This is a genomic window from Listeria ivanovii subsp. ivanovii, assembly GCF_900187025.1.
Lineage (GTDB): Bacteria > Bacillota > Bacilli > Lactobacillales > Listeriaceae > Listeria > Listeria ivanovii.
The window spans coordinates 596,918-611,258 of sequence record NZ_LT906478.1; the positions used below are offsets into that span (position 1 = coordinate 596,918).

The following is a 14,341-nucleotide window of genomic DNA, read 5'->3' on the forward strand; positions in this document are numbered from 1 at the left end:
CTATTTGATAGAAATAAGTCGCAGTGATTCCGGAAGTATGGCAAAATAACTTACTTTTTTGCCAAAATTATAACCATAAAGAAGGTGGAGGTAGAACTTGAAGAAAAATATTTTAGTCATAAGCATTGTTGCACTACTTGCTATCAGCGCAATTGGTTCAGCCTTTTTTCTGATGAGAGACGATGCTTATGCCATTGAAATGGCGGGCTATACATATACCCCTGATGGAGGAAATGTTAACTTTTCTAAAGAAGCTGAGTACAATGATACTTGGATTAATAATGAAAAGACAATTAGTGATGGAAAAGAAATGAAACCTATTAATCTCGCTAGGACATTGTTTTTGAAAGATGGTCGAATCCAATTCCTTGGGAAGAGTGTTGCAGTTAAAAGTGCATCAGATTTAATTGAATTACCTTCAAAAACTTCTGTAACAGAAAACAAGAGTGTTTATAACGCGAAAAGTGATGATGATAAAACTATAGCACAACTTCCAAAAGGAACCGTTGTTAAGCTTGCTGAAGGTAGATACATCATTTTAGATAATGCTTATTTAAAAAATAAAAAGGGTCTTAATAAAAAGTTACCAAAAAATGTTATCGTTTCTATTGATGAAAATAAAAAAGTTCAGCTAATGGGAGATAAGACGCTGGAGGAAATAGCTAGTGATGATGCTTATATAGAAATGGAAAACAACCATTATCATTTTGAATTAACGAAAGAAATCCTCGCTAGTCAAACAAAAAATGAACAAGATATAGATATTCGTTCAATTAAAGTAGAAATTGATGATAATGCAGATGCACGAAAATTAAAAACAACAAAAGAAACAGAAAAAGCAACAACAGATGATTCTGAAAAAGAACAAGATAAGAAAAAAAGTGCCACATCAGATACTCCATCTAATGCAAAAAATAACCAAGAGCAAGCTGCAAGTGGTAGTGAAGGCTCAAGCACAAAAGATGCTAGTGGTGGAGCAAGTGGAAATAATTCAGGAACAAATGGAAGTAAATCTGGTTCAAACGGAAATGATTCCAATACCAATAATAATGACTCCGGATCTGGATCAAATGGTGAGCCCGGTGAATCGGGTGGCAATCAAGGCGATGTCAATGAAGCCAATGAAATCATCAAAAAACTGAATGAAACAGATGGTATGAATAGTTTCCAAGTACCAATAGTGGATGTTAGTTTATCTGTTAAAGGTCAAACTGCCACAGCGGAATTGAAACTTACCGACTCATCGAAAAGACTGGAGTCACTCGAAGCGCTTCTTTATGACAGCAATAACAATGTTGTGAAGAAAGAAAAATTATCGTCAACTAAAACAAACCAAAATTTCACTTTTAATAATTTGAAATATGGTGAAAGCTACCAGATTGTCGTACAAGGAACTTACAAATCAGCAAGTGATAAAACGCAAGAAACCATTTTCTTCCGTCAAACAGTGGAAGCAAAACCAGTTGTATTAAAACCGGAAGTAACTGAACGTGGCGAAGACTATTTGAAAGCTAAAATAACTGCGACAGAACTTTATGGTCAAATTGATGAACTTGTATTAAGAATCAAAGAAAATAATAGCAATGTAACGACTTCTAAAACAGTCACTGTCGATGCAGCAGCGTTAACTAAAAATGGCCAAATAGAAGTAAATTTTGATTCATTAAGTAGTAGTAAAGAATATATTATTGAAATGGACAAACTAGTTGTTGATGGAAAAGATGTAACTGACGAAAGCTGGTACTTCATTTCATCCACATTAAAAGCAAAACCAACGATTGATGGTTTAAATCTTTCCTATAGTACGGATAGGGGTGAATTTGTTGTCGCGCCAGTAAAACTTGCAGATAAAGATAGTGCGATTACTAGTATCCGTTACGTTGCTTATTTGGAAGATGATTACAAAGCGAATGGAAAAAAAGCGAAAGAATATGCTTATTCTGTTGTAGATGCTAGTCAGAAAAATACAGCAGTTAAAGTTAGGCGAACAGTTGATATGAGTGACGGTAATTACGTGTTTGTTGCTTATATTTCTGGTAACAATGGCCAGTCAGATTTCACTTTTGCCTCGCCGGTTTCGAATAGTGTCATTGTTGGTAAAAAGACAAAACCAACTGTTCAGTTTTCCTTAAAAGAAGCAGAGCAAGATAAATTATCCATCAACTATGAAGTTTTTGATGCAGATAATACGCTTCTTTATGATAATTTGACACACCCGACACTTAAACTATATAAATCTGATGCACAGGGAATGTATAGTGGTACTCCTGTTGCTACTGTAGACCTTTTGAGTAAGTCTGATATTACCAATTTACTAGAATTTGACGGATTAGAAAGCGAAACCTACTATATCGCCGTAATGACTGCTTCTTACAATTTAGATGATGGAGCGGGAATAATGGTGGACCAACTTATCGGACAATCAGGTGTTTTCCGGACAACAGAAGTTTCCAAAGTTAATGCAACATTTACGCTAGGCTCTGTAGAAACGACCAAAGCACAAGTCAATGTGAAACTTTCTGATGCAGCAGTTAAGCTAAATGAGGCTAAGTTAAATATTTATGGAAATAAAACGAATACACTTGTTAAATCCATTCCTCTTCAAGGTGATTTTGATGACCTGATGAATGTTAATGGTAAAAGCTATAACTTTGAAGGCTTTGATATCAATAAAGAATATATCGTAAAAGTAGAAGAAGGTTATGATAGCGGAATGAATAAAGTACCAGTTATTGGTCAGTTTGTCTTTAAAACAAAAAAAGAAGCACCAGTAACAGATAAAGTATTATTCGATTCTCAAGCAGATCAAATGAAAGTAGGTGGATTAGCAGGTATCGAGGCGACAGATACACCAATGGTTGATAAATACAATGCGACAAGCTCAATCATTTATAGTATCTACAAATCAGATGACTTAAATACGCCACTTGTAGAACAAGAAGTTTCAACGGCTGCTGATTTTGGTAAATATGCTTACTTTGATTTGACGAACAAACTACTTGGTCGTGGTTATGACTACACGATTAAAGCGGATGTTGTTTGGAATGATAACTACGAAGATCATCATATTGAGATTAGTTCTGAAACAATTCCAATCAAAAAAGAAAAACCAACTGTAGAATATGAAATTTTAAGTCGCTCAAGTAGCGAAGTCAAAATGAATGTTTATGTGAAAGACGGAGAAGATGCGATTGTACCAGGAACATTAGAAGTCGTAAGCTCGACAGGTGGTACTAAGTCACTTCAAAGTGGAAAAAACACTATCACTTTACCACTTTCAAATACTGGAGCAACAACACTTACAACAATAGGTGATTATGTTATTTCAAGTGGAAGTTCGGCAATAACAGATACTTTCATGACGAAACAGCTACGTGCATTAAATACAACTGCTCCACAAGTTGGTGCTAGTCTTGAGATGGATGCAACGGGTCGTTCACTAGTCATCACAACACAGCCTGATGGAACGGCAAGCAGCACAGTGATGCAAACTAGTTACGAGTTGAAAGATGCATCTAGTTCGAAACCAGATTATGCAGTATCGAAATCTGGAAGTAAGCAATTTGATGCGCAAACGCTTGAGTTGCCATTTGGTAATATTTGGTTTGGTAATACGTACCAATTAACGCTCAATATGAAAATGAACTATATGGAAAACAAAATGGACAACCAAAATCTAAGTGACAATTATTATCTGTCAATTGGAAATGGCGGGTCATTTGTTAGTTCCTCCAATGGTGTTATTTCAACAACGAATAGTATCAATAGTGCAGATGTATTTGCATTAACCAAAGATGAAACCGATGAAAATGGTAATATCTCTGGTGTCACATTTAAGAGTATTTGGACCGATAAATATCTTGCTTATCGTAATGGTATTTTGATTAGTAATAGCGAAACGGCTGATACTTTCAAACTAATCCGCCAAAAAGATGGTAGCTATGTCCCTGAACTAAGTGGACGTTATGTGGACTTTTCTGTAGGTCTAGTCAACGATGAAGTTGCTGGGTCGAAAATAGATTTATATTCTACGCAAGAAAAAGCAGAACAAGTTACATCTTCACTTGCTACAAAAGAACTTACTATACCAAACATTTCAGCAGAAAACATCGGAGTTTATGACAAACGAGTTAAGCTAGATGTTATCGGTGAAGACAAAGATGCAACAACTGTGAAGAAAGATAATAAAAACGAACTATATCTAAAGGTGTATGAAGAGGATGGTACCACACTTGCTGGTTCAGTCCGAGTAGATGGACTACCAACGCGTGACATTTCTGTGACTGGCCTTTTACCAGACACAACTTATATCGTCAAAGTAGAAGGAAAATATGATTTATTAGACGGAACTGGTGAAAAAGATAAAGTTTATTATATCGAAACAATTAAAACGGAGAAAAGCTTGCCAAGCATGACATCAACCGCTTATTCGTGGAGTCCAGCATATGGTAACCGAACAATTAAAGGAGCGGTTAACTTTGTGGATGAAAGTAATGTTTTAACAAATATTGAATATCTGATGTATGATGCGGCGACTATTACTTCTAGTTTGTCCGATTTAGCAGCACTTGAGCAAGAGTTAGGAACGAAAATTCCAGTAGCTACATTCAATGATTTAACAAAGACACCTGAATTTGGATTATATAAAGGCTCAGGTGGACAAAATTATATTTCTGGTAGAACGTATGTGATTGCAGCCTATATGCAAACAAATCTAGCAAAAGCACCTAGTTTCCTAAGTGATGCAAAAGCGATTCACATTTCACCACCAAGTAATGTTTCCGCACCAATCACATTAGAGAATGCTTCCACAAGAGAAGCGACACTGAAGTTTTCTTATAACGATCCAGAAAGCTTTTTAGTAGGTGGACCGAATAAACAATTCCAATATGTGCTAAGAAATACAACAACCAACGCAGAAGTGAAAAAAGGTAGTTTTACAGGTGGAAATACAGCAAGCTGGATAAATACCTTTAGCGATTTAGAACCAGGAACAGGCTATACGCTATCAATTAGTACGAGCTACGATAATCTTGATGGTGGTGGAAGCAGAGCGTGGAATACAAACTTCAACTTCACTACCGATGATGAATACGTTACTTCTAATTCGTTAACTATTCAATTAGATTCAGCAACTAAAAACGTTAAGTTACAAGCGAAAGAAGTGAAGCCAGGATCAACAACTATTCAAAATATCAAAATGGAATTTTATGAGTTGATGGATTATGGTGGTAATAATGAGCATACAGAGCTAGTACAAACCAAAAATATTACTTTACCAAGCGCTTATCCAGCCATAATTTCAGAAGGATTTAGTGTTGCTGGTAAGAAGAAAAACCAAAGCTTCTTAGGGAAAATGATTGTCACTTATAAAACACCAACGAATGAAATTAAAACGTATGAAAAAACATCTAACTTTATTACTTTACAAGAAGATATTTCGTCATTACTAAAAGCATTCAAGAGTGTTCGGGCTACTAGTGATACTCTAGATGTTGAACTCGCAACTGCGAAAGAAGACACTAGCGCTGAAGGAAACTACACTTACGAATTAAAAGATGAAACTGGCAAAGTGATTGATACAGAAAAGGTTGCTGCAAAAGACGCTTCTGACACTGTTTCACTATCCATGGAGCCAACGAGTAACTATACGTTAACTGTTCTTGATCAAGAGAATCAACCTATTGCGCTTTATCAAGGTAATAATGAAGAGAATAACCTAAAAGCCAATATTTCGAAAGACAGCTTTACGTTAATGAGCAACAACACAGCCGATGCTAACACGAAAATGACTATTACGGTTGAACCGAAAGAATTATCCGCATGGCAAACCGTCCAATCGTGGTTCGGTAAAGACTTTACAGAAACATACAATATCCAAAAAGAAGATTTAGATACTGGAGTCAAGATTGAAGCAGACTACCATGACTCTGAAGTAACTGTAAAAGAAACAGAATCAGGGAAAACTTTTGGACTTATCGAACTGGAGGGAAGTAAATGAAACCTACATGGAAAATAGGCATAATCGTTGCAGTTGTTCCGCTAATAATTATTGCTGTTGTCTTATGGGGTTCCTTTAAGGAGGCAAGATATAATCTTGTCTCCCTCCCTGATGATGGTGTGGTTCTAACTAACGAACAGGAAACATTGCAATTTCAGAAGGGGAATACGCTTTATCGTAGTTGGAATGAGAATCAATTGATTGCCAAAAATGATAAAGATGATACCCGAAATGAAATTATGGAAAGTACCATTCTCTATCTGGATAAAGATTCACTCATGTTTACCAAAAGCGTGCCAGTAATTGATATTGATGGTGTAAGTAGCAAGCTAAAAGGTCGTGAAATATACGAGCCAAACAACTCTGCATATCAATATAAAAATTCGACAATTGCGGAGAATAGTGTTGTTAAACTAGCAAATCGACAATACTTTTTAAATGCAAATGCAACACTTTATCTTGGTGGTGAAAAAATTAAAGAAGTTTCGAAACCACTTCTTCTGATTGATAAAACAGGTAGTGTGACTATTTATGAAAATAAAAAGAAAAGTCGCTATTTGGGCCATATGACCTTAAAAGTCAATGGAAAAACAGTTTTAGATGCTAGTAACGAAACCTATACAATCGACAAACGCAAAATTGATCTTGCTAGTTTTGGTGGAACAGATAATGAAAAAACAGTGGTCAAAGAAGAGGAAGAAAAAGCAAAAGAAACTGCTAAAAAAATAGCTGCAAAAGATAATAAAACAGGGGATACGAATAACAAGTCAACTGAGATGGCTAGCAGTGATTTAAATGCTACTAAAAAATATGGTAGCACATTAAAAGCTGGAAATGGTTCTAATAATAATGACAGTAACGGAACAAGTAATTCGAACGGGAACGCCAACAATGATTCTAATGGAAGTTCGGCTGGAGGTTCTAAAGGTAATTCCAATGGTAATACGAACGGAGGTAGCAATGGTAGTGGTGGCAATTTGGATGAAATTGACAATTATGATGAAGTTCTGAAAAAAATTGATGAGTTGAATAAGAAGTTAGAACGAAACATCCCAACACTACGAATCGGTTATATTGCTCCTGGGGTTACTAGTGCCAAGGTTAGCTACACTTACGCTGATCCAAATAACACTTTAATCGGTGTGACAAAAATTAGTGCAGTAGATGAAAGTACTGGCAAAACAATAAACACACAATATGTTTCCGCTGTGGATACAGAAGCGACATTAACTGATCTTTCACCAAACGGAAAATATCATCTTGAATTCACTTATCAATACGATTTAGGAACAGATAAAGGTATTCAAGAAGTCAAAATGCAGAGTGATTCTTTCACGACACAAACGGTTTCGGCTATTTACCAAATGCAAAGTGTGACTAGCACAACGATGAAAGTCAATGTAGCATTAGATGCCCAAATCAACGGTGTTAAACGCACGAGAATCAAAGTAACAAAAGTAGATGGCGATTCATTTTATATGGATGCTAGTACAAACCTTGTAAGTGGCGGCGGAGGGGAGCTCCTTAATGTTACAGGACTGAATCCAAGCACTGCCTACCAATTCCAAACAGTGATCGAAATGAAAAATGGTGAAACAATCGAACTAAACTGCTCAGAAAAATATTACACCATGCAAGCAACTGTTTTGAAAAGCTTACGAGCAAGTCAAACTTCGGATAAACTACTACAAGTTCAATATGACTGGAGTTCGGCTGATTATACGCTTCAGAATGCAAAAGTGGAGCTAACAGATGAAGCAGACAATAGCGAAGTGGATTATCAAATTGTCAATCAAGAAAAAGGCAACATTCGGATTGTTCCAGTTATCACGGACGATTCAGTCAATTTAGAGGCCAAACTAATTCTTGAAACGACAAACAACGAAACGAAAGAAAGCAAGACGTTTGAGTATCCCGTGAAAAAAGAAGTTGCTTATGACAAAGATGCCAACTTCACGATTTCTTTAACACCGTTTCAAACAGAAGAAGCTAGTGAAACAGAAGTAAAAGCAAACTCAGAGCAAGAAGCTATTGGTGAAGAAGAAACTGTCAAAAACACTAACATGTCAAGCAAAATAGAAGAAATTCTTGCGCCTCAAAATGCAACTTATGATATGACATTTTCCATGAATCGTCCAGCTGGCGAAAGTTACCAACTAGACTTTGAAAGAAGCGCAGATGGAAGCGATGGCTCTTGGACAGTATGGAATCAACAACAAGCAAGTGCAGATGAGACTGGACTGGTAAACTTTTCTCAAACAATGTCCAAACTAGCGAAAGAAAATTTTAAATATCGCGTAGCTGTTTATGATAAAAACGGTGTGTTACAGCTTTATGTATATCAAGATTAACAGATGAGATACGCATTTATCGTATCACAATTTTCATAAGAAGGTAGGAATTTAATAATGGATTTAGTAGTTGCATGTAGCGTAATTGGCGCAGCGCTCGCAGTAGGACTAGCGACACTTGGCGCTGCAATTGGACAAGGGATTGCGGTTAGTAGAGCAACAGAAATTATCGGAAAAAACCCAAATGCTAAAAAAGAAGTTATGGGAGGTCTCTTTTTGGGACTCCTAATGATTGTCGCATTGATGCTTTTTGCACTAGCGATTGCAGTCATCTTGCTTTGGGTTAATCCGTTTATATGATGGGTGTAAACATGGAAAAAATAATTGAAACAATCATTCTTTATGGTATTTTTGCAGTTGGCTTTTTATACCTGCTTCACTTCACCTTGAAAAAACTAGAAAATATACTAACCAGTTTTTTCTATGAACTTAGTCAAGATCCGTCGCTTGAAAAGGAAAGTCTTTTACGGCGACTGAAACGACAAAAGGTTGCGACAACCCGTGAAGAACAAAAAAACAGACAGCTGGCTAATGAAGCAGAACAAAAAGAAGTGATTTTTTTAGAAGAAATCGATCAATTAGTTGCGGAGAATAAACAGTACGAACAGCAGCTTCATATTTGGCAAAATGAAAAACCAAAGCAAATTGTGGAAGTTCCAAGTATTGCAACGACTCCTCATGCGCCGCGTAAATCACTTAGCAGCTATGTAGAGGAAATTCTTCAACTGGTTTTCATTGAATCAGAGGAAGAGGAAGCTGAGTTATTCAGTGAGTCCCTTCGTGAATTTGATGCACTAATACGTGCGGAAAAAATACGTTGTGCACTTCCTTATAAAGTGATTTTGCAGTTATTCGAAATGTATTTACCAGAGCAATTGCATATGTTTATGGAGTCATTTAAAAAATTCAATGAGCGGTCAAGCAGACTGGCTGTTAAACAAATTTATCAAAGCAGTTATCTATCACCAGAACAAAAATTGAAAGTAATGCGTGAGGACGGTACATTAGATGAATTAGATGCAGAATTTGTGCAGTTTCTATTTTATATGCTCACACACTTTTCTTATCGTCAATCACGTTCCCTTTATAAAAATTATTTAGGCGTATACAATATTCACTTTTACACAGGGCTTATTCGTGTAAAAGTAGCTAGCAAAGAATCAGCGAACCATTTTGAAAAACTTTGCAGCCAAATCATGAAAACTATAAAATTGAGTACTATGTTAAAAAAGAATTAATTGGTGGAGTCATTCTGGAATATGGAACGAAATCCATTGATATGAGCTACCAAGAATTAATTAAGCGCTCAACAGAAAAAATCGAAGCGGAAGTGAAAATTTGAAAACAATTCATTTTGATATGAAAAAATACGAAACCCCTGTGGACTTAGATTATTTAAAAGAGCATGGCCGCGTTGAAAAAATTTCTGATGGTGTTATTTTTTCTTCCGGTTTAGAGAATGCAGCGCTTCATCAGGCTGTATTAATTGACGAGAAGCATCGCGGCATTATTCTTGAATTGAATGAAGAATTTGTTGGGATTGGTCTGATTGACGAAACAAATGATATTTTAGAAGGCATGAATGTTTCTGTTGCTGAGAGTTTTATGGAAGTAGCTCTTTTTGAAGATATGACTGGTCGTATTATTGATACAACTGGAAAAATGCTTTATGACGAAACAGCAGAAAAACCAACAAGTAGTTACCCACTTTTTTGTGTAACTCCAGCAATTATGACGATTGATAGTGTTACCCGTCCATTAAATACTGGACTTGCATCTATTGATTCGATTACACCGATTGGTCGAGGCCAACGCCAATTGATACTTGGTAATAGGCAAACCGGAAAAACACAAATTGCAGTAGATACAATCATCAATCAGCATGATCAAAATGTTCATTGTATTTATGTAGCAATTGGACTAAAAGCAGCTTACATTGCAGAAGTCATTGAAACACTAAAACGCCACGGAGCAATGGACTATTCTACTGTTGTTGCAACAGCTGCCAGTGATTCGCTTACATCTCAGTACTTAACACCATATGCAGGAATGGCTGTAGCAGAATCTTTGCGTGACCAAGGTAAAGATGTACTGATTATTTTTGATGATTTAACAAAACATGCAGACGCTTACCGGGCAATCAGTTTACTATTTAATCGCCCACCAGGTCGAGAAGCTTATCCGGGAGATAGTTTTTATATTCACTCTAGTTTGCTTGAGCGAGCTGTCCAAATGAATGAGGCGCATGGCGGGGGTTCTATCACAGCACTTCCAATGATTGAAACATTATCTGATGATGTAACTGCGTATATTCCTACCAACGTTATCTCCATTACAGACGGTCAACTGTTTTTAAAATCTGATTTATTCAACCGTGGCCAAAAGCCTGCAGTAGATGTTGGGGTATCTGTTTCGAGGATTGGTGGAGATGCACAACACCCAATTATTCGAAAGCTTAGCAAAAACCTAACATTGATTCTTTCGCAGTATGAGGAATTAAAAGAATTACTTGATTTCGGGAACGCACTGGATGACGGTAGTATGAAAATGGTTACGGATGGTCGGATCTTGACAGAACTTTTCAAACAAAACATTTTAAATCCATTATCAGTAGCAGATTTAGCAGCTATTTTATACGCTTTCCAACATGGATTTTTAACAGAAATCTCACCTGCTAAAATACAAACATTTAAAGGACTATTATTAGAAAAAGCACATAAAAGCGAAGCGTTCGAACAATTTTCAAGTCAGATTAGTGGCATTAGTGATTTAAGTGAGTCGCATACTAAAATGTTAGAAGAAATTATTCTGGAAGCGGGGAGGCCTTTTAGTTGAGTAGCACAAACGAGGCTCAAAAGAAAATCAAAGCTCTTAACTCCACACACAAAATTGTCCACGTGACAGAACTGGCGACACTTGGAAAACTTCCTCAACTACGAGAAAAATCCGAAGCAGCTGTTAGTTATTACGAAACTATTTTGAAAAGTCTACGCTGGGTGAGAAAAACGATGCATAATGGTAATAATCATGCAGCTGTTGAAAAGAATATCACTGCGATTGCTGTTACTTCTGAACGTGGACTTTGCGGTGCTTATAATAGTGATGTATTTTCGCAAATTGACCGACTTATTGAATCGCTTGGTGATCAAGTCAAGATTAACTGGGTGGTTATCGGTGATCAGGGTCATCGTTATTTAACCAAGCTTGACCAGAACATCACTGCTTACTTGCAAGTTTCGCTTGAAAATATTGATTTAGAGACAACCACAGCAATTACTGCTGATTTTATCGACCAAATTAATGCGCAAGAGATGGATGCACTATATGTTGTTTTTACCAAATATTTTAATGCTGTTCATTCAGAAGCGATGTGTGAAAAAATTTATCCTGATATCCCTGAAGAAGAAGGTATGCAGCCAATTGAGGTTGATTATGTTCTTGATTATGAGGAGGATGATGAGCAGGTCGAGCAACTATTACTCGAAAACTATTTATGTGGATTGCTTTATAGTATGTTTCGTTATTCGGTTGCCAGCGAATATTGTATGCGTCGAATCGCGATGAAGCAAGCAAAGGATAATATCCAAAAACAGCTTGAAGAAGCAATTTTTGATGCTAGAAAACAAGCACTACAACAGAAAACCAGCGAACTGCTAGACATCATCAGTGGTGCACAGACAATCAGGAAGGAAGAAGAATAAATGAAAAAAAACACTGGGACCATTATTAGTATTAGTGGTTTTGTTTTAAAAATAGAATTTAATAAAAGTGATTTACCAGAAATTGGTTACGCACTGGAATATAAAACACACCAAGGAACATATCTAGCAGAAGTCGTTCAGCATACTGGAATCAATACTGTATCCGCTATTGCAATTGGCGAAGTGAGTGGTCTTTCAAGAGGAACAATCGTTGTTAATTTAGGACATCCGATTGAAGTGCCTGTTGGTGAAAAAGTGTTGGGCCGCATGCTGAATGTTTATGGAAAAGCAATTGATGGAAAACCTGAACCAGATACAGAAGTGAAATGGCCAATTTTTCGTAGCCAACCAAAACTTTCTGAACTAGATACCAACAAAGAAATCCTATACACAGGAATTAAAGTAATTGATTTAATCTGCCCAATTTTAAAAGGTGGTAAAACGGGTCTTTTTGGTGGTGCGGGTGTTGGTAAATCAGTACTCATGCAAGAACTAACTAATAATATTAGTTTGTTAGGTGGAAATGCTGTATTTACCGGTGTTGGGGAACGTGTTCGTGAAGGAATTGGTTTATATAAAGAACTAGAAGAAAGTGGCGTATTGCCGCAAACAACTGTTGTACTTGGTCAAATGAACGAGTCCCCAGGTGTTCGGATGCGTGTTGCTTTAACTGGCTTAACCATTGCGGAATATTTACGGGATGCAGAGAAAAAAGATGTACTACTTTTCATTGCTAATGTTTTCCGCTTTATCCAAGCTGGCTCAGAGGTTGCTTCATTACAAGGTAAAATTCCGATTACAGGCGGCTATCAATCGACACTTTCCAAAGAAGTTGGAGACTTTCAAGATCGCATCGCATCTACTAAAGATGGCTCTATTACCTCAATTCAATGTGTTTTCCTACCAGCAGATGATATTGATGATCCTTCTGCCGTGGCAACATTTAGTCATTTGGATTCGATAATCGTATTGGAACGTTCGATTGCAGCCCTTGGTATTTTTCCTGCTGTTAATCCACTTCAATCATCATCGCGCGCACTTAACCCCAATTTTGTAGGGAAACGTCATTACAACTTAGCTGTCCAAGTGAAATTTATCTTACAACGCTACATGGAATTACAAGAAATTATCAACGTGTTAGGAATTGCCGAATTAAGTGACGAGGATAAGAACCTTGTAAATCGGGCGAGAAAAATCCGTAATTTCCTTTCCCAACCATTTTATGTTTCCGAAAAATTCACTGGATCAGAAGGTACTTTTGTTGAAATTGAGGATTTACTCATAAGTATTGAACGCATTTTGAATGGCGATTATGATGAACGCTCAGAGCGGGACTTTTTGTTTATCGGATCCTACAAAAACTTGAAATAGGAGGAGAAGAAAATGAAACTTAAAATCGTCTCACCTATGGGGCAATTTTTTGAAGGTGAAGTAGAAGGCTTTGTCATCAATACAAAAGAAGGACAACAAACCGTCTTAGAGGAACATATCGATTTCTTAAGCTTCTTTGATTATAGTGAAATTATTATTTTGGATGATCTTGCTTCTGAACCGATTTTTGTTGCGCTAGGTTATTTACATCTTGTTCAAAATGAAGCCAATATTATGGCACAATTTGCTTCCACAGACTCTAAGCAAGCGGAGCGGATTTTTGAACGACTAAACAAACGAAAACAATCAGAGAGCAGGGGATCGAATGGCAAGCGGATTTATTGAAACATTATTGCTGATTTGTGGCTTAATGCTTACTTTTTTTCTGACAATGCTAGTAATTCTAGCTGTTGTTCGTCATTATTTAGCAAAAGATGGTGCGATATTAAAGCGAATTCGACGTTATCAGCTTTGGCATGATCATTACCAGTTAGATGCTGAAGTTACAGCTTTTCTTATTGTTATCAGTGCAACACTTTTAGTATGTTTATTTGCAGTACAAATACCTGCGATTCCATTTTCATACGTTGCACTAATATTTTGGAGTAGCTGGTTGTTTCTACCAGTTGCTTTATGGAAAAGAATACGAGTGTCGCAAAAAGTAACCAAAGAAATAATACGATTTGGCGGAGTACTCTTAATCACAGCTCTTTACTTTATGGGTTGTTTTGGGATTAGAGCTTTGCAGATTTTATTCACAAATATAGCAGAACTTTCTTTAATTACCCAATTTGGAGTAAGGATTTATTTAGTTGTTTTCAGTCTCTTAGTAGCTGGGTTTGCCTTGTTTTTATGGCAACGTATTTATGTGAAATTAGTAAGATAATTATAGTGCCCGTTGAAACAATGGGTGCTTT

Annotated in this window: 8 protein-coding genes and 1 pseudogene; all 9 read left to right on the forward strand. The window is 36.6% G+C overall.

Annotated elements, in window-relative coordinates:
• Positions 1-97: 97 nt before the first annotated feature.
• The 9 genes and pseudogenes from CKV67_RS02890 (at position 98) to CKV67_RS02930 (ending at position 14,310) form a co-directional block, all read left to right on the forward strand.
• Positions 98-6,001 carry a hypothetical protein gene (locus tag CKV67_RS02890; protein WP_014092077.1) on the forward strand — a complete coding sequence of 1,968 codons (5,904 nt, stop codon included), beginning with the start codon at positions 98-100 and terminating at the stop codon, positions 5,999-6,001.
• Positions 5,998-8,352: a hypothetical protein gene (locus CKV67_RS02895; protein ID WP_014092078.1), complete on the forward strand. Its 2,355-nt coding sequence runs from the start codon at positions 5,998-6,000 to the stop codon at positions 8,350-8,352. Before CKV67_RS02890 ends, CKV67_RS02895 begins: the two co-directional genes overlap by 4 nt.
• Positions 8,353-8,409: 57 nt before the next feature.
• Positions 8,410-8,652, forward strand: a complete 243-nt coding sequence (locus CKV67_RS02900; protein WP_012985011.1) for an ATP synthase subunit c family protein — start codon at positions 8,410-8,412, stop codon at positions 8,650-8,652.
• An 11-nt stretch (positions 8,653-8,663) separates the two neighbouring features.
• A pseudogene (locus CKV67_RS02905) lies at positions 8,664-9,694 on the forward strand (F0F1 ATP synthase subunit delta).
• Positions 9,691-11,187 (forward strand): F0F1 ATP synthase subunit alpha, encoded by a 1,497-nt coding sequence (locus tag CKV67_RS02910; RefSeq protein ID WP_014092079.1) that lies wholly within the window; start codon positions 9,691-9,693, stop codon positions 11,185-11,187. The pseudogene CKV67_RS02905 and the gene CKV67_RS02910 overlap by 4 nt, the downstream one beginning before the upstream one ends.
• Positions 11,184-12,053, forward strand: coding sequence for a F0F1 ATP synthase subunit gamma (locus CKV67_RS02915; RefSeq protein ID WP_014092080.1), 870 nt, complete (start codon positions 11,184-11,186; stop codon positions 12,051-12,053). The genes CKV67_RS02910 and CKV67_RS02915 overlap by 4 nt, the downstream gene beginning before the upstream one ends.
• A complete protein-coding gene (atpD, locus tag CKV67_RS02920; protein WP_025279784.1) occupies positions 12,054-13,424 on the forward strand; it encodes a F0F1 ATP synthase subunit beta in 1,371 nt (456 codons plus the stop codon).
• Between the two features lie 12 nt (positions 13,425-13,436).
• Positions 13,437-13,769: a hypothetical protein gene (locus CKV67_RS02925; RefSeq protein ID WP_014092081.1), complete on the forward strand. Its 333-nt coding sequence runs from the start codon at positions 13,437-13,439 to the stop codon at positions 13,767-13,769.
• A complete protein-coding gene (locus CKV67_RS02930) occupies positions 13,750-14,310 on the forward strand; it encodes a hypothetical protein (protein WP_014092082.1) in 561 nt (186 codons plus the stop codon). Before CKV67_RS02925 ends, CKV67_RS02930 begins: the two co-directional genes overlap by 20 nt.
• Positions 14,311-14,341 lie beyond the last annotated feature (31 nt).